This is a genomic window from Ornithinimicrobium jinqii (assembly GCF_045032595.1).
GTDB lineage: Bacteria > Actinomycetota > Actinomycetes > Actinomycetales > Dermatophilaceae > Ornithinicoccus.
Genome location: NZ_JBJFZS010000004.1, coordinates 1 through 17,651, shown reverse-complemented (window position 1 = coordinate 17,651; position 17,651 = coordinate 1). Strand labels below are relative to the sequence as shown.

Sequence of the window (17,651 nt, the reverse complement as noted above, 5' to 3'; positions counted from 1 at the left end):
TGATGCACGAGCCCACCGTGTCGCGCTTCCGCAACCTTGCCCTGGCGGTCGTGGTCGGGCTGCTCATGGTGAGCCTGGTCGCGCTGGCGGCGACCTGGGGCGGCAGGTCCGCCGAGGACGAGGCCGTGGAGACACCGGGCGCCGCCGACGGGGTGCGGCAGACAGCCCCGGCGACGACGGGCGACGAGGACGTCGATGCCGATCAGGACCCGACGAGCGCGGCGTCGACGGCCACCGCCGACGCGACCACCGAGCCCACCGAGGACCTGCGGGCCACCGCCGCGAAGATCGTCGCCGACCTGTCGCTGACGGAGAAGGCGGGCCAGGTGATCGTCGCTGCGCACGACGGTCCGGTGGCGCCGGTCGACCTCGTTGTCGGCGAGCACCTCGGTGGTGTCATCGTCATGGACCAGGACCTCAGCACCGACCAGCTGAGCGACCTCAACCGGACGCTCACCGAGGCGGCAGACGCGGCGGGCCGGACCTGGCCGGTGTTCCTCGGGGTGGACCAGGAGGGCGGCCTGGTCGAGCGGGCCAAGGGTGACCTGACGCGGTTCCCGGCGTTCATGAGCCATGGCGCGGCCGACGACACCGACCTGACCCGCAGAGCGTCGGCCGCTTCCGGCGCCGAGCTGCGAGGTGTCGGGTTCACGGTCGTGTTCGCCCCGGCCGCGGACGTCACGACCGGACCGGGCGAGCCCACCATCGGCTCGCGCTCGGTCGGGAGCGACCCTGAGCAGGTCGCGCGGCACGCGACGGCCGCCGGGCAGGGCTACCTGGACTCGGGGATCCTGCCGGTCGTCAAGCACTTCCCGGGGCACGGTTCGGTCCCGGCCGACAGCCACCTCGAGCTCCCGGTGCAGACGCGCACGATGGAGGAGCTGCGGACCAGCGACCTCGTGCCGTTCGTCGCCGCCGTCGAGGCCGGGCTGCCGGCGGTGATGGTCGCGCACATCCAGGTGCAGGCGCTGGGATCACAGCTGCCGTCCTCCCTCGAACCGCTGGTGGTCGAGGGGATCCTGCGCGGAGACCTCGGCTTCGACGGACTGGTGGTCACGGACGCACTCAACATGGCGGCCGTTGCCGACCGCTACGGACCGGGCCAGGCGTCGGTCGAGGCTCTGCGCGCAGGTGCCGACGTCGTGCTCATGCCGACCGACCCCCTGACGGCCCGCGACGCCATCGTCGCCGCCGTCAGCGACGGCACGCTCGACGAGGATCGTCTGGACGACGCCGTGGCCCGTCAGATCACCGCGCTGCTGCAGACCGACGACGGGGGCGACGTGGACCCCCTGGAGCCGGGCGGCGGAGCCGAGGTGTCGCAGGAGGTGTCAGCCGCGGCGATCACCATCGTGCAGGGACCGTGCAGCGGCCCCCTGATCGACGGCGGGGTCGTGCCGATGGGGGACCCCCTCGCCGTGCAGCGGCTCGAGCACGCCGCCGAGAGTGCCGGCGTGCCGGTCGGGACCGGCACCACGGTGGAGCTCCTCCGCCCCGGCCAACCCTCCCGAGGTGCGCAGATCGCGGTGGCCCTCGAGACGCCATACCTGCTCGGTGGTTCCGGTGCTCCCGTGCGCATCGCCCTGTTCGGCGACACCCACGGGGCGGTGGCGGCGCTCGTGGACGTGCTCACGGGAGAGGCGACGGCGCCCGGGCGCCTGCCGGTGCCCGTCGACGGTGTCGAGCGCGCCGGCTGCTGACGGAGGCGGGCGGTGGCCGTCGCGCTCGCAGGACGAGACGGCCGGGGCTAGGTTCGCGACATGGGTTTTCTCGACCGACTCTTCGGGCAGCAACCGCAGCAACCGCGACCGACGGGCGGCTACGAGCCGCCGACGCTCCCCGGGCAGGGGCGGATGAGGCCGGTCGGCGACGCGACGGCCTCCGCGGACGACCGCGCGGTCGCGAGGTACACGTACCTGCTGAGGACGGCCCCACCTGAGCGGCTCGAGGAGGTGCACGCGGAGGCGTTCGCCCAGCTGTCGCCGCAGCAGCGACAGCAGGTGCTCGCCCAGCTCAGCCAGGACCTGCCGGCCGGCGAGGCGCCCAGCTCGGCCGACCCGCGTGACCTGGCGCGGGCCGCGACCCGTGCGGAGATGCGGCAGCCCGGCTACCTGCAGTCGGCGTTCGCCGGGCCGGGCGTGGGATCGATGATGGCCGGCTCGATGCTCGGCACGATCGCCGGCGTGGTCATCGGCAGTGCGGTCGCGGACTCGATGCTGGGTGGCTTCGAGGGGTCGTCGGAGGCCGCGGCCGTGGGCGAGGGCACTGCCGGCGAGGACGTCGGCGGCGACCCGGGCGGTGAGCTCGGTGGGGACCCGGGCGGGGACCTCGGTGGCGACTTCGGCGGCGGTGACTTCGGAGGGTTCGGCGACTTCTGACCGTCGGCGTGCGTCCGAGCCTGTCGGTGGGGGCGCCTAAGATCAGTGGCGATGTCAGCGCCAGCCAGCTCCGGGAACTTCGTCCACCTCCACAACCACACCGAGTACTCGATGCTCGACGGTGCGGCCCGGATCGACGAGCTGATGGCGGCTGCGGCGGAGCAGGGGATGCCGGCGATCGCGACGACGGACCACGGCTACATCTTCGGTGCCTACGAGTTCTGGAAGACCGCGAAGAAGCACGGCGTCAAGCCGATCATCGGCCTCGAGGCCTACATCACGCCGGGCACGCACCGGAGCGACCGGACGCGGGTGAAGTACGGCGACGGCGGCCGCGACGACGTCTCCGGCGGCGGGGCCTACACCCACATGACGATGCTGGCCCGCAACAACAACGGGATGCACAACCTCTTCCGGATGGCCTCGCTCGCGTCCATGGAGGGCTACTACTTCAAGCCCCGCATGGACAAGGAGCTGCTCGAGACCTACGGCCAGGGGCTCATCGTCACGACCGGCTGCCCCTCCGGCGAGGTGCAGACGCGGCTGCGACTGGGCCAGTGGGACGCGGCCGTGCAGGCGGCCTCGGACCTCAAGGACATCGTCGGCGCCGACAACGTCTACTGCGAGCTGATGGACCACGGCATCCAGATCGAGCGCCAGGTCCGACAGGACCTGCTCCGGCTGGCCAAGGAGCTGAGCCTGCCGCTGCTGGCCACCAACGACCTGCACTACACGCGCCAGCAGGACTCCGTCGCGCACGCCGCCCTGCTGTGCGTGCAGTCCGGTTCCACGATGCAGGACCCCAACCGGTTCAGGTTCGACGGGGACGGCTACTACCTCAAGACCGCCGAGGAGATGCGGCACACCTGGCGCGAGCTGCCCGAGGCGTGCGACAACACCCTTCTGGTCGCCGAGCGGTGCGAGGTGTCCTTCACCGAGGGGGAGGGGCGCTTCATGCCGCGCTTCCCCTGCCCGGAGGGCGAGGACGAGACCAGCTGGTTCCTCAAGGAGGTGCAGACCGGCCTCCACCGGCGCTTCCCCGAGGGGGTGCCGGACTACGCGACGAAGCAGGCGGCGTACGAAGGGGAGATCATCCTCTCGAAGGGCTACGCGGGGTACTTCCTCGTCGTCGCCGACTTCATCAACTGGGCGAAGAACAACGGCATCCGCGTCGGTCCCGGTCGAGGCTCCGGCGCTGGGTCGATGTGCGCCTACGCGATGGGGATCACCGACCTCGACCCCATCCCGCACGGGCTGATCTTCGAGCGCTTCCTCAACCCCGAGCGCGCCTCGATGCCCGACTTCGACGTCGACTTCGACGACCGGCGACGCTCCGAGGTCATCCGCTACGTCACCGAGAAGTACGGCAGCGAGCGGGTGGCGATGATCGTCACCTACGGCACGATCAAGGCCAAGCAGGCGCTCAAGGACGCCTCGCGGGTGATGGGTTTCCCGTTCGCCATGGGGGAGAAGCTCACCAAGGCGATGCCTGCGTCGGTGATGGGCAAGGACATCCCGCTGTCCGGGATCTACGACACCGAGCACAAGAGGTATGGCGAGGCCGGCGAGTTTCGCGACCTGCTGGCTGAGGACCCGCACGCGGCCGAGGTCTTCGAGACCGCTCGCGGGCTGGAGGGGCTGAAGCGCCAGTGGGGCGTGCACGCCGCCGGCGTCATCATGTCCAGCGAGCCGCTGCTCGACCTCATCCCGATCATGCGCCGCGACCAGGACGGCCAGATCATCACCCAGTTCGACTACCCGACGTGCGAGGCGCTCGGGCTGGTCAAGATGGACTTCCTGGGCCTGCGCAACCTCACCGTCCTCGACGACGCGATCGTCAACATCCGGGAGAACCGCGGCGAGGAGGTCGACCTCGACGCGCTGTCGAAGGACATGACCGACCCGGAGGCCTACAAGCTGCTCGGGCGGGGTGACACGCTCGGCGTCTTCCAGCTCGACGGCAACGGCATGCGCCAGCTGCTGCGGCTCATGCGTCCGGACAACTTCGAGGACATCTCGGCGGCGCTGGCGCTCTACCGCCCCGGGCCGATGGGCGTCAACGCGCACACCAACTTCGCCCTGCGCAAGAACGGCCAGCAGGACCTGACTCCGCTCGACCCGATGCTGAAGGGCAAGCTGCAGCCGGAGATGGAGGAGGCGCTGGGCCCGATCCTGGGCAATACCTACGGTCTGTGCATCTACCAAGAGCAAGTGATGGAAATTGCTCAGAAGCTGGCGGGCTACACGCTCGGCAACGCGGACCTGCTGCGGCGCGCGATGGGCAAGAAGAAGAAGGAGGTGCTCGACGCCGAGTACATCCCCTTCTCCGACGGCATGAAGGCCAAGGGCTTCACCGAGGCGTCGGTCGCCGCGCTGTGGGGCGTGCTCGTGCCGTTCTCCGACTACGCGTTCAACAAGGCGCACACCGCGGCCTACGGCGTCATCTCCTACTGGACCGCCTACCTCAAGGCCAACTACCCCGCGGAGTACATGGCGGCGCTGCTCACGAGCGTCGGCGACGACAAGGACAAGACCGCCCTCTACCTCGCCGAGTGCCGGCGGATGGGCATCGCTGTGCTGCCTCCGGACGTCAACGAGTCGGTGGACAACTTCGCCGCCGTCGGTGAGGACATCCGGTTCGGCCTGTCTGCGGTGCGCAACGTCGGTCACAACGTGGTCGCGGCGGTCGTCGGGGCCCGCGAGGCCAAGGGTGCCTTCACCTCCTTCGAGGACTTCCTGCGCAAGAGCCCGGCCGTGGTCTGCAACAAGCGCACGATCGACTCGCTGTGCAAGGCCGGGGCGTTCGACAGCCTGGGCCACACCCGCCAGGGGCTGGTGAGCGTCCACGAGCGGTACGTCGACGCCCTCGTCGACGAGAAGAAGCAGGAGGCCATCGGCCAGGACAGCCTGTTCGCCGGGTTCGGCCTGGACGACGGGGAGCCGGACCCCTCGATGCAGATCGTCACCCTGCCGCCGGTGCCCGGCATCGAGTGGGACAAGTCGGTGCGGCTGGCCTTCGAGCGCGAGATGCTCGGGCTCTACGTCTCCGACCATCCGCTCAACGGCATCGAGCACGTCCTCTCCCAGCACGCCAGCGCCTCGATCCTGGAGCTGGTGGGGGAGGACGGCGCGAAGGACGGCGACTTCGTCACGGTCGCCGGGCTGATCACCAACCTGCAGCTCAAGCGGACCAAGAACGGCGACCCCTACGCCCGGCTCGCGATCGAGGACATGGCCGGATCCGTGGAGGTCGTCTTCTGGCCGAAGGTCTACATGACGATCTCCACGATGCTGGCCGAGGACACGGTCGCGGTCGTCAAGGGCCGGCTCAAGAAGGGTGACGACGGCGCCGAGCTGCTGGCCAACGAGCTCATGCTGCCCGACATCAAGCAGGGTCCCCGCGGCCCGGTCGTGCTCACGATGCCCCTGGGCCGGGCCACCGACGGCCTCGCGCACCGGCTCAAGGGCGTGCTGGCAGACCACCCGGGCACCACCGAGGTGCACATCAAGCTCGCGCAGCCCGGCCGCACCGTGCTGCTCCGACTTGACGACACCCTGCGGGTGACCGCCTCGCCGGAGCTCTTCGGCGACCTCAAGGCGCTCCTCGGGCCCTCCTGCATCGCCGGGTAGACACCGCGCGGCACCGATTCGATGCTCGTGCCGTCCAGTCGTGTCGCGGGGGTCGTCGGGGCGACCACCGTGACGCGACAGGACGGGACGTCGGTGCGCCACGTCCGCTCGGGGCATTGACGCCAGGTCCCCCCTCCAGGATGGTGGTCGGTGTGACTGGGTCGCAGAGACCGGAGCTGGACGCCGCCGTGCGGGCCGCGGAGCGCTGGCTCGACAGTGTCTGGACGAGACGGGTCCCTGCAGAGCGGGGCATCGACGAGATCGCCGCCCGCATCCCGGGACGGTTTCCCCGGAACGGCAGGAGTGCCTCGGAGGTCGTCGAGGAGCTGGCAGAGGTCGTCGAACCAGGACTCATGGCGATCGGGTCCCCCCGCTTCTACGGATGGGTCATGGGCGGCACTCTCCCCGCCGCCCTCGCCGCGGACTGGATGGTCAGCGCGTGGGACCAGAACGCCGGCATGCGGGACGCGACCCCCGGGGTGGTGGCGGTCGAGGACGCTGCTGCTCGCTGGATCCTCGAGGCACTGGGGTTCCCGACCTCCTGCGCCGTCAGTTTTGTCACGGGCGGGACGATGGCGAACTTCACCGCGCTGGCCGCAGCCCGCGACTCCGTCCTGTCGCAGGCAGGGTGGCACCAGGGGAGCCTCGGGCTGTCCGGCGGCCCTCGGGTGCGGGTCCTTGCCGGTGCCGAGCGCCATGGGTCGATCGACCTTGCGCTGCGCTACCTGGGCCTGGGTGAGCCGGAGCTGGTGGCGGTGGACCCCCAGGGCTGCCTGGACGCGTCGGCACTCCGCGAGGCCCTCGCCACCTCGGACGGCCCCACCATCGTCTGCGCCCAGGCGGGCAACATCCACTCGGGCGCCTTCGACCCGTTCGGCGAGGTCGTCGCTGCTGCCCGGGAGATCGGCGCCTGGGTCCACGTCGACGGCGCGTTCGGCCTGTGGGCCGCGACCGTGCCCGCCCTGGCCGGGCTGGTGGCCGGGCTCGCCGAGGCCGACTCCTGGGCGACGGACGCTCACAAGACGCTGAACACGCCCTACGACGGGGGCATCGCCCTGGTCCGTGACCCCGTCGCCCTGGCCCGGGCCTTCGGCCACGGGGCGGACTACCTGCTGCACTCCGAGATCCCGGATCCGCACGAGAAGGTGCCCGAGCTGTCCCGCCGGGCCCGGGGTGTGCCGATCTGGGCGGCCCTCGACGCACTTGGCCGTGACGGGTTGGTCGAACTGGTCCGCGGGCTGGTGGAGGCTGCGCAGGGCATCGCCACCGGTCTGGCCGAGCTGCCCGGGGTGCGAGTCCTGAACGACGTCGTCTACACACAGGTCACCATCTCGGTGAACGACGACGCGACGACACGGGCGGTGCTGGCCACCCTGATGGAGGAGGGCACGGTGCACCCGAGCGGCAGCCGCTGGCACGATCGCGACGTGATCCGCTTCTCGGTCAGCAACCACGCCACCGACGCGGCGTCCGTCGCCGACACCGTGGACGCCGTACGACGGGCGATCGGCAAGGTCGCGTAGGGCCGCGACGGGGGCCCGAGACACTTCGGTCGAGCAACACCACGCGTCCGGATGAGCGGGCCGGCGCGTCCGGTCGTATCTGGCGGGGCTGGGGGGACTCTCTGCGGTGAGCTTCGTCGTCGGCATAGCGCGGGCAGTGCCCGTGCGCCATCCGTAGAACTACCCATAGCCACCGCTCGTCGTCGACGGGACGATAGGGCGCAGTATCGGTCCGCCAGGGGAGGGAACATGCTGGTCCAGTACTCGGTGTCGTTCGACCCCGCGCGCAGCCCCCAGGGACTGCTCGACAAGCTGGGGCTGAGCCTGGGGAGCCTGCGCCAGCACAACCGGCGGGTCCCGGCCGTCGTGCTCGTCCACGACCCGGCCCCGGCCGAGCTCGGCGCCCTCTGCGCCACCCACGGGGCCGAGCTGGTGGACCGGGGCCCGTATGCCGCACGCCTCGCCTCGCTCTGCCCCGAGGGGTGGCCGGTGCTCGCCGCGAACCCGACCCTGCACAAGTTCCTCGCCCACGGGGCGCTCGGCCAGGTCGAGCGGGTCCTGTGCGTCGACTGCGACACCCTCTTCCGCGACGACGTGGAGCGCCTGTTCGCGACCTATCGCCAGGCCGACGTCTACGCCCGCGAGGAGGTCCACACGGGCCCCAGCCGCTACGGCCCGGACGCCGTCTTCCTCGACGTGCCGGCCCTGCGGCGACTGGCGGACTCGCTCGGCGTGCTCCCCATACCCCCCTTCAACACCGGGGTGGTCCTGCTCAACCACGGTCGCTCCGCCGACCTGGCGCGGCTGCACGGCTGGTTCGTGCAGTGCGTGTGGCACCTGATGGTCTGGATGTCGGCACACCCGGAGCACGCAGCGGGGACCGGCTACGGGACCCTCGAGGGGATCGGGTCTGCCCACGGGCTGGCCTCAGCGGAGCAGCGCGCGCGGGCGCTGCCCTACCCGTCGGCGAACCAGTGGATCGTCGAGGAGGTCGCCACCTGGCTCGCGCTGGGCGCCATCCCCGGACTGGCGACCGGCTACCTGTCGCCCGCGCACGTCCCGCAGAACGGCGAGCTCGCCGACCCCAGCGCCGCTGCGGTCGCCGACTGGCAGCTCTGCCACTACTTCTCCACCGACCCACGCACCGCGCTGACCTGGCTGGACAGGCCGGCGACCGTCCGAACCAGGAGCTGAGATGACCACCGACGACACGCCACGCCCGGCGAAGAAGACGACCAGCCGCAGGAGCAGCGGCACGAGATCGGGAGGCCGGTCCGCCGCGTCCGGCGGCGAGCGCGGACGCGACTTCCCCGACCGCATCTATGCGGTCGCCTCCCCGCCCTCGGTCGGCGGGACCTCGCTGTTCACACCGGGCATGACCACCGACGCGGAGAGCGTGGACGCGTTCGTGTCCTCCGAGGAGGACGTGATGCAGGCCGCGGCCGCGCTGGAGCAGGCCGGCTTCGAGGTGCTGCAGGCGACCAACCTCCTCATCAACTTCGCCGGACCGGCCGAGGCGTTCGAGCAGGCCTTCGGCGCGCACCTGTTCACGCAGGAACGGTCGGTGATCAAGCCGGGCAACGTCGAGGACGAGGCCACCTTCATCGACAACGCGGACACCCGTGTCTCCGGCCTCATCGAGACCCAGGGGTCGGAGTTCGAGGAGCTGCTCGAGGGGGTGGCGATCGAGGAGCCCTACTACCTCGACGCGCCGCTCGCGCTGCCGCCGGTGGTGGACTACTGGCACCTCAACGTGCCCGACGACGTCTCGGTCGCCCTCAACTCCGAGCGGCCGCACCGCAACGCGATCACGGGCAAGGGGATCCGGGTCGCGATGGTGGACACCGGCTTCCAGACGCACGCGTTCTTCACCGAGCACGGCTACCGGGTCGAGCCGACCACGCTCGGTCCGGGCACCGCCGACCCCACCGTCGACGAGAACGGCCACGGCACCGGTGAGTCGGCGAACATCTTCGCGACCGCCCCCGACATCACGCTGCTCCCGGTCAAGTGCGCGACGGCCTCCGGTGCGCTCGTCAACGTCACCGCCGCGTTCACCGCCGCCGCCGCGCTCTCGCCGCACGTCATCACCAACAGCTGGGGCTCGAGCCAGCAGAACGGGCCGCTCAGCGCGGCCAACCAGGCGCTCGCCGCAGCGGTCGCCGGTGCCGTCGCCTCCGGGATCATCGTCGTGTTCTCGGCCGGCAACGGCGGCTGGGGCTTCCCCGGCCAGCACCCCGACGTCGTCTCGGTCGGGGGCGTGCACCAGAAGCCGGACGGCACGTGGGAGGCCTCCAGCTACACCAGCGGCTTCAACTCGAACATCTACCCCGGCCGCCGCGTCCCGGACGTCTCCGGCCTGGTCGGCATGCTGCCGCGGGCGATGTACATCATGCTGCCGCTCCCGGCCGGCTGCGCCATCGACCAGGGCAACGGCGGCGGTGCGTTCCCCAACGGTGACGAGACCGCCACCGACGACGGGTGGGCCGCCTTCAGCGGCACTTCGGCCGCGGCACCGCAGATCGCGGGTGTGTGCGCGCTGATCCGCCAGGTCTGCGGCCGGATGACCCCGGTGCAGGTGCGGCAGGTGCTCATGGACACGGCCCGCGACGTCACGTCGGGCACCAACCACCCCAACCACGGCCATCCCGCCACGGTGGGGCCGGACCTCGCGACCGGCAACGGACTCGTCGACGCTCACCGGGCGGTGCTCATCGCCAAGCTCCGCTGCATCGTGGGCCCGGTGGTGCCGGTCGTCCCGATCCACCCGGCCATCGGACCGATCCGGCCGATCCGGCCCCTGCTGCCGTTCCTGCCGGTCCGCCCCGTGGTGCCGATCCACCCGGCCATCGGACCGGTCAGACCGTTCATCCAGCCGATCCTGCCGTTCCGGCCCCCGGTGCTGCCGTTCCGGCCCCCGGTCCTCCCGTTCCGTCAGCCGGTCTTCCCGGTGCCCGGTCCCTTCGAGGACGAGCAGGAGCCGGGCGGGTACGACGTGCCCGGCCAGCAGGGTGGCTACGAGGCCCAGGGCGGGTATGACGTGCAGGGCGGCCAGCAGAGCGCACCCGGCATCGGCATCAGCGCCGAGGACCTCGTCGAGCTCGAGCGCTACATCATCGAGTCCGACAGCCCGCCGGAGCTCTGAGGCATGGCTCCCGGACGAGAGACGGAACCGGCGTCGGACGGTCAGGACGGTCAGGGCGAGAGCGTCGTCGCGATCGTCCTGGCGCGGTCCACCGACACGGTGCAGACCGTCGAGGAACGCTTTGCCGAGGCCGGCTTCACGGTCGGCCCGGCGAGCGGGCCCACGTTCTCGATCCAGGCCCCCGCGGCGACCTTCGAGAGCGCGTTCGGCGAGCGGCCGGTGCACGCGGACGACGGCGGCTGGACGACGGGTCAGGGGGACGAGATGCCCCTGACCGCGCTCGCCGACGACCTGCAGCACGAGCTGGTCGCGGTGGCGTTCGAGCGACCGGTCGAGCTGCACGACGAGGGAGACGGGATGAGCCTGCACCAGGAGGACGGGTGACCGCCACCACCAGCACCATGCTGCCGGACGCTGCCCTCCGCCTCCTGCACGGGCCGGTGGGCGCGGCCGGCGGCGTGGTCGTCATCGACGGGCTGCCCGACGGCCGGCTCCTCACCGCACTCCTGGAGGAGGCGTCCACGGCATACCCGACCTCGGACCGGCAGGAGGTCGACGTCGACGACGGTGCGCCCGGCCGGGGCGGGACCCCTGCCAGGCGCCTCTACACCGCCGGCGGTGGGCCGGTGCAGGACGCGTTCTACGGCGCGGCGTGGCTGTCCGACTACCTCTCCTCCGTGTGCGCCACCCGGGTGCGGCCGACGGGCACGCGCGGCAGCTACAGCTACTACGTCCACGTGGGGGACCACCTCGGGCTCCACCTCGACATCGAGGCCTGCGACGTCACGCTGATCAGCGTCCTGCGCGACGACGCGGGTGCGGAGGAACCGTCCGGGGGCCTGCTCGTGCACGCCGCCCACCTCGGAGCCGACCTGCACGCCGTGCGCCGGGCACCGCACGACGGTCTGGGCCTGGTCAAGGCGGTGCCCGGGCAGAGCGTGGTGCTCCTCGGTGGGCTGCTGCCCCACGAGACGGTGCCGGTGGAGCCCGGCGGGGCGAGGCTCATCTCGGCGCTGTGCTTCGCCGCGGGGTGAGGACGGCGGCGTCGCGACGCGGAGGGACCGTGACGGCACACCGGGGCCCGTTCACGGTGCCCTCTGCCCGCGGACGGGGCACGATGAGGGCATCGACCGTCGAACCAGGGAGCGTGCTGTGGAACCGATCACCGAGCAGTCAGGGCTGGACACGTCCGTGCTGGGGCTCTACCTCAACGACCACCTGGCCGGCGCCGCCGGTGGTCGCGCCCGCGCGCACGACATGGCGAAGCGTCACGCGGACCTGCCCATCGGACCCGGCCTGGTCAGGTTCGCGAGCGAGCTGGACATGGAGTACGCCCGGCTGCGTCGACTCATCGACGAGCTCGGCCTGCAGCAGCGGATCCCGCGCCGCGTCGCGGCGGTCGTGGGCGAGAAGCTCGGCCGGCTCAAGCTCAACGGCCACCTCTTCACGCGCTCGCCGATGACCCCGCTGCTGGAGGTCGAGCTGATGCGCGGCGCGGTCAATGCCAAGCGGGGCCTCTGGCAGGTGCTGCGCGACCAGGCCCACCTCCTGGGGCTCGACGAGGCCGAGTGGGCCCGCCTCGACCAGCTCGCCCAGGACCAGTCGGCGCGCCTCGACGAGATGCACGCGCTCGTGCGCGGGACCGCCCTGCGCGAGAACGGACCGGTCTGAACCCCTCGTCCGCCGCACTGCAGACGACGAACCCCTGACTCGCGGGTAGCGTTGGGCGGGTGACTCCCGAGACCACCCGCACAACCCCGCCCGTCGCCACCCGCGCCGACGTCGTCCGCAGCCACCACGGCGAGGACGTCTCCGACGCCTACGAGTGGCTGCGCGACAAGAACGACCCGCGGGTGATCGCTCACCTGGAGGCGGAGAACGCCTACACCGACGCGGTGACGGCGCACCTCGGGGGGCTGCGCGAGGCGGTCTTCGGCGAGATCAAGAGCCGCACCCAGGAGACCGACCTCTCGGTCCCGGTCCGGCACCGCGACTGGTGGTACTACACGCGCACGATCGAGGGCCAGCAGTATGCGGTGCACGGCCGGATCGCGGTCGGCGAGTCCCCCGACCGACCGGCGCTCGACCCGGGCGTCGCGCCGGAGGCCGAGGAGGTCCTGCTTGACGGCAACGCCGAGGCGCAGGGGCTGGAGTTCTTCTCCCTGGGCGCGCTCGACGTCAGCCCTGCGGGCGACCGGCTCGCCTACGCCGTCGACACGACCGGCGACGAGCGCTTCGACCTGCGGATCAAGGACCTCAGCACCGGCGAGGTCGTGGACGAGGCGGTCACCGGCATCGGCTACGGCACCGCCTGGTCCACGGACGCGGCACACCTCTTCTACACCCGCGTCGACGACGCCTGGCGCCCCTTCCAGGTCTGGAGGCACGAGGTCGGCACGCCCGCGGAGTCGGACGTGCTCGTGCACCAGGAGGACGACGAACGCTTCTGGATGGGCGTGGGCAGCTCGCGCGACGACCGCTACGTCGTCATCGGGATGGGTAGCAAGAACACCTCCGAGTTCCTCCTCCTCGACGCGGACGACCCGACCGGTCCGGTGCGCGTCGTCGCGCCGCGCGAAGAGGGCGTGGAGTATGACGTGGAGCCGGCGGGGGAGCGGCTGTGGGTCGTCCACAACAAGAACCACCGCGACTTCGAGCTGGCCGTCGCGCCGGCGAGCGCCACGTCCTCGGAGCAGTGGACGACCGTGGTGCCGGGGCAGGACGGGGTGCGGGTCAGCGGGGTCGAGGCGTTCGCCGGCCACCTCGTCCTCTCGCTGCGCCGCGAGGGCCTGACCCAGGTGCAGGTCCTGCCGCTGTCCGGCACCGGGCTGCCCGTCGGGCAGGGGTACCAGGTGCCGGTCGACGAGGCGGTCTACTCCATCGACACCGGCGCGAACCCGACCTACGAGACGGACGTGGTCCAGGTCGTCGTGGAGTCGCTCGTCACGCCGCGCAGCATCTACGACCTCGACCTTGCCTCGGGCGACCTCGACCTGGTCAAGCGCCAGCCGGTCCTGGGCGACTTCGACCCGGCGGACTACCAGCAGCACCGGCTGTGGGCGAGCGCCGCCGACGGGACCCGCATCCCGATCTCGCTCGTCGCGCGCAAGGACGTCGAGCCAGACGGCACCAACCCCGGCCTGATCTACGGCTACGGCTCCTACGAGATCTCCATCGACCCCTACTTCTCGGTGTCCCGCCTGTCCTACCTCGACCGCGGGGTGGTCTACGCCATCGCGCACGTGCGCGGCGGCGGGGAGATGGGCCGCGGCTGGTACGAGCAGGGGCGCATGGAGAACAAGGTCAACACCTTCACCGACTTCGTCGCCTGCGCCGACCACCTCGTCGAGAGCGGCTGGGTCGCCCCCGAGCGGCTCGCGGCCGAGGGCCGGTCGGCCGGCGGGCTGCTCATGGGCGCGGTGCTCAACCTCGCACCCGAGCGCTTCCGCGTCGTGCACGCCGGCGTGCCGTTCGTCGACGCGCTGACCACGATCCTCGACCCGTCGCTGCCGCTGACCGTCGGCGAGTGGGAGGAGTGGGGCAACCCGGTCGAGTCGGCCGAGATCTACGAGCTGATGCGCGGCTACACGCCCTACGAGAACATCCGGGCCGTGGACTACCCGGCGATCCTGGCCACCACCGGGCTCAACGACACGCGCGTCTTCTTCGTCGAGCCGGCCAAGTGGGTCGCGCGGCTGCGCGAGACCGTGACGTCAGACCCGGTGGAGCGTCCCATCGTCCTCAGGACCGAGATGATCGCCGGGCACGGGGGCAAGACCGGACGGTACGACGCGTGGCACGAGACCGCCTTCGAGATCGCGTTCATGCTGGACCAGCTGGGCGCGACCGAGCCGGTCTGACCAGAGAGCGGCGCCGGGTGCCATGATCGCCGGATGGCCTGCACCTTCTGCCTGATCGCCACCGGCGAGGAGCCGGCCGACGTCGTCCTGTCCACGGACGACGTCGTGGGCTTCCTCGACCGGCGCCCCCTCTTCAAGGGGCACGTGCTGCTCATACCCCGGCGGCACGTGCACACCCTTCCCGACCTTCCCGACGACCTCGTCGTCCCGCTCCTCACCGCGGCGCGCAGCCTTGCCCGGGCCGTCGTCGACGGGCTCGGGGCGCAGGGTTCGTTCGTGGCGATGAACAACGTCGTCAGCCAGTCGGTCGCACACCTGCACGTGCACGTCGTGCCACGCACCAAGGGGGACGGGCTGCGGGGGTTCTTCTGGCCGCGGACGACGTATGCCGAGGGGGAGGCGAAGGAGCATGCCGCTCGCCTGCGGGCGGTGCTCGACCAGGGTTGAGACGCCGATCAGCACGATGCGGTCGTTCGTGGGGACAGCCTCGCCGCCCGTCCCCGGGTCGGCGTAGTCTCGAAGGACAGCGACCGACAGGAGGACCTCATGGATCTGATGACCCGGGCCGAGTTCGAGGAACTGGTGGGTGAGGGCGACGGGACACGGGTGTCCCTGTTCGTGCCGACGCACAGCGCGGCCACCCCCCACGACCGCGACGAGGACCGGCTGAGGTGGAAGAACCTGCTCACCGCCGCCGAGAGTGCGTTGATCGAGGACGAGCACGACCGCCGCGACGTGGACGCCCTGCTCGCGCCCGCGTGGGAGCTGCACGCCGACCGGCCGGCCTGGAGCCACCAGTCCGACGGGCTGGTGATGTACCTGAGCCCCGGCTGGTCGGCGACCTACCGGGTGCCGCTGGAGCTGCCCGAGCTGGCCGCGATCGGCAGTTCGTTCGTCCTGGGTCCGGTGCTGCCGCTGCTGAGCGACCAGAACTACGCCGTGCTGACCCTGAGCCAGAAGGACGTGCGGGTGCTGCGCGGCAGCCGCGACCGGATCGGCGAGCTGAGGCTGCCGTCGGTGCCCGCCGCTTTCGACGACGTGTTCGAGCCCGACGGGCCGCAGTCGGACTCGGTGCCCCGTCCCAACGCCTCGGGCCGCAACGGACCGACCGGTGCCGTCTACTACGGCGCGAGCTCGCTGGACAACGCGCACAAGGAGGACGTCGTGGAGTTCTTCCGCGAGGTCTCGCGCGGGCTCGAGCAGCACCTGGCGGGACGGTCCATCCCGCTGATCCTCGCCGGCCTCCCCGAGTGGGTCGCCGTCTACCGCGAGCTCAACGGCTACCCCCACCTGCTGGACGATGCGGTCGAGCGCAATCCCGACGACATGAGCCCCGACGCCCTGCGGTCCGCGGCCTGGAAGCTCGTCGAGAAGCGGCTGGACGACGAGAGCGGCCTGCTGGTGGACCGCTTCCACGAGCAGAGGGCACGCGGGACCGGTGCCCTCGGCGCGCAGGAGTGCCACCGGGCGGCCCAGGAGGGACGGGTCGACACACTGCTGCTGGCCCGAGACGAGTGCTGGGCGGGTGGCAACGGCGCACCTCACGTCGTGCGGCCCACCAGCGAGGACGACGACACCTGCGGGCTGGTCGACGCGGCCACCAGGGCCACCCTGCGCAACAGCGGCTCGGTCCGGGTGCTCGACGAGCTGCCCGACAGGGCGCCGGTCGCGGCGGTGCTGCGCTACTGAGTTGGGCAGCGCCGACACCCGGCGTGCGACGAGCGTGGCGCAACCCACCGACCGCGCGCAGCGGACGGAAGCGCGAGGTGGCGTTGAGCCGTCGGTGCAGACCGTCTGGACCGGCACGGCGGTGATCTAGGCCAGCCGAGCAGGTGCATTCGTCAGTGCTCAACCTCCGAGCGCCCACCCTCTCGGTGGGCAGCGACCCCGGAGCACCGACGTGCCAGGTAGTCGTGTCACGCCGGTTGCTCCCGCGACCACCGAGACACGACAGGACAGGACAGCACGCCGGTTCGGTGGCGGGCGTGAGTTGCCGTCGACAGCCTGGCATGCGCCTGGAGTTGTCCACAGACCGTGGCCTGTTGGCTGCGGGTGCGCGGCCGGTCGCACCATCCTGAGGCGGTGACGACAGAGCGCGCGTTCCCGGACATCCCCGGCCAGCGAGGACTGGCCACGGTCCCGCAGCTCCTGGAGGCAGGGTGGACTCGGTCCGCCCTGCGCCAGGCCAGGGCGACCCGGTGGCAGGAGCCCATGCCACGGGTCCTCGCTCCGCACCGCGGCCCGCTCGACGGTCAGGCGCGGCTGGCGGCCGCGGCGCTGTGGGCGGGCACCTAGGCAACCGTGACCGGCACGGTCGCCCTGAGCAGGCTGGGCGTCAAGTGCACCAGGTTGACCGGTGTGACCTTCGTCATCCCGGAGGCAGGCCGAGCGAGGCAGCACGAACGGGTACGGCTCGTCCGGACGGCCAGGGAGCTCGAGGTTGTCAGCAGGTCGGGGCCTGCCACCTTCGTCGGAGGTGCTCGCGCCCTGGCGGACGCCGCGGTCTACGAGGCGCACGGGCAGGACGAGCTCGAGTCCCTGACCATCAGCGTGTTGCAGCGCGGGTTGACTACGCCTGAGCTGCTCGAGAGGGAGCTGTGGCTCCGTCCGCTCGCAGCGGTGTCGTCCGTGTGGAAGGGCCTCGAAGGGTTCGTGGACGGGGCATGGTCTCGACCGGAGGTTGTCTTGCGGGAGGTCGTGGACGGGGCGGTGGCTTCCCGCCGATGGTGACGAACTGCATGCTGGTCAGGGTGGACGACGGAGAGGTCGTCGGCACCCCCGACGGCTACATCGAGGATGCGGGGGTGGTTGTCCAGGTGCACTCGCGTCAGTTCCACCAAGGCATCGACGACCAGGGCGGTGACACGTGGGCACGAACCGTCGAGAAGGACGGTGACTTCGTCGCTGCGGGAGTGCGGGTCGTCGGCGTCACACCCTGGACGCTCTACTCGCGGCCGGCGAGGTTCGTCACGCGGTTGCGCAAGATCGTGGCCCTCGGTCTGGCTGGACCACGGCCTGCCGTCCGTGTCATGCCACGCACTGCCGACGCCAGTCGGTCACGAGGGCCCGCCTGATCCACGGATGTGCCAGCCTGTCGCGTCACGGTGGTCGGTTGAACGACCAGCGTGACGCGACA

The 17,651-nt window shown here is 71.4% G+C and carries 15 protein-coding genes; all 15 read left to right on the top strand.

All coding sequences use genetic code 11. The features are described 5' to 3' along the window. Nucleotides 1–2 precede the first annotated feature (2 nt). The 15 genes from ACI3ET_RS01335 to ACI3ET_RS01265 all read left to right on the top strand — a co-directional run bounded on the left by ACI3ET_RS01335 (nt 3) and on the right by ACI3ET_RS01265 (nt 17,589). On the top strand, nt 3–1,700 hold the full coding sequence (locus tag ACI3ET_RS01335) for a glycoside hydrolase family 3 protein (RefSeq protein ID WP_405031133.1): 1,698 nt from the start codon (nt 3–5) through the stop codon (nt 1,698–1,700). A 60-nt stretch (nt 1,701–1,760) separates the two neighbouring features. Continuing rightward, nucleotides 1,761–2,378 carry a hypothetical protein gene (locus tag ACI3ET_RS01330; protein ID WP_405031132.1) on the top strand — a complete coding sequence of 206 codons (618 nt, stop codon included), beginning with the start codon at nt 1,761–1,763 and terminating at the stop codon, nt 2,376–2,378. A 51-nt stretch (nt 2,379–2,429) separates the two neighbouring features. After that, a complete protein-coding gene (gene dnaE, locus ACI3ET_RS01325) occupies nt 2,430–6,008 on the top strand; it encodes a DNA polymerase III subunit alpha (protein ID WP_405031130.1) in 3,579 nt (1,192 codons plus the stop codon). 152 nt (nt 6,009–6,160) lie between these two features. Continuing rightward, a complete protein-coding gene (locus ACI3ET_RS01320) occupies nt 6,161–7,531 on the top strand; it encodes a pyridoxal phosphate-dependent decarboxylase family protein (RefSeq protein ID WP_405031129.1) in 1,371 nt (456 codons plus the stop codon). Nucleotides 7,532–7,759: 228 nt separating this feature from the next. Next, entirely contained in the window at nt 7,760–8,704 is a 945-nt protein-coding gene (locus tag ACI3ET_RS01315) for a hypothetical protein (RefSeq protein WP_405031127.1), read from the top strand. Nucleotide 8,705: 1 nt separating this feature from the next. Further along, nucleotides 8,706–10,655 carry a S8 family serine peptidase gene (locus ACI3ET_RS01310; protein ID WP_405031126.1) on the top strand — a complete coding sequence of 650 codons (1,950 nt, stop codon included), beginning with the start codon at nt 8,706–8,708 and terminating at the stop codon, nt 10,653–10,655. A 3-nt stretch (nt 10,656–10,658) separates the two neighbouring features. After that, nucleotides 10,659–11,039 carry a hypothetical protein gene (locus ACI3ET_RS01305; RefSeq protein WP_405031125.1) on the top strand — a complete coding sequence of 127 codons (381 nt, stop codon included), beginning with the start codon at nt 10,659–10,661 and terminating at the stop codon, nt 11,037–11,039. Then, nucleotides 11,036–11,689 (top strand): hypothetical protein, encoded by a 654-nt coding sequence (locus ACI3ET_RS01300; protein WP_405031124.1) that lies wholly within the window; start codon nt 11,036–11,038, stop codon nt 11,687–11,689. The genes ACI3ET_RS01305 and ACI3ET_RS01300 overlap by 4 nt, the downstream gene beginning before the upstream one ends. 118 nt (nt 11,690–11,807) lie before the next feature. After that, nucleotides 11,808–12,326, top strand: a complete 519-nt coding sequence (locus tag ACI3ET_RS01295; RefSeq protein ID WP_405031123.1) for a hypothetical protein — start codon at nt 11,808–11,810, stop codon at nt 12,324–12,326. A gap of 59 nt (nt 12,327–12,385) precedes the next feature. Continuing rightward, on the top strand, nt 12,386–14,515 hold the full coding sequence (locus ACI3ET_RS01290) for a S9 family peptidase (RefSeq protein ID WP_405031122.1): 2,130 nt from the start codon (nt 12,386–12,388) through the stop codon (nt 14,513–14,515). 33 nt (nt 14,516–14,548) lie between these two features. Beyond that, a complete protein-coding gene (locus ACI3ET_RS01285) occupies nt 14,549–14,962 on the top strand; it encodes an HIT family protein (RefSeq protein ID WP_405031121.1) in 414 nt (137 codons plus the stop codon). Between the two features lie 99 nt (nt 14,963–15,061). Then, nucleotides 15,062–16,204, top strand: coding sequence for a baeRF3 domain-containing protein (locus tag ACI3ET_RS01280; RefSeq protein ID WP_405031120.1), 1,143 nt, complete (start codon nt 15,062–15,064; stop codon nt 16,202–16,204). A gap of 393 nt (nt 16,205–16,597) precedes the next feature. Continuing rightward, nucleotides 16,598–16,810 (top strand): hypothetical protein, encoded by a 213-nt coding sequence (locus ACI3ET_RS01275; RefSeq protein ID WP_405031119.1) that lies wholly within the window; start codon nt 16,598–16,600, stop codon nt 16,808–16,810. Between the two features lie 6 nt (nt 16,811–16,816). Next, on the top strand, nt 16,817–17,245 hold the full coding sequence (locus ACI3ET_RS01270) for a hypothetical protein (protein ID WP_405031117.1): 429 nt from the start codon (nt 16,817–16,819) through the stop codon (nt 17,243–17,245). A 20-nt stretch (nt 17,246–17,265) separates the two neighbouring features. Beyond that, nucleotides 17,266–17,589, top strand: a complete 324-nt coding sequence (locus tag ACI3ET_RS01265) for a hypothetical protein (protein WP_405031116.1) — start codon at nt 17,266–17,268, stop codon at nt 17,587–17,589. The last annotated feature ends 62 nt before the right edge of the window (nt 17,590–17,651 follow it).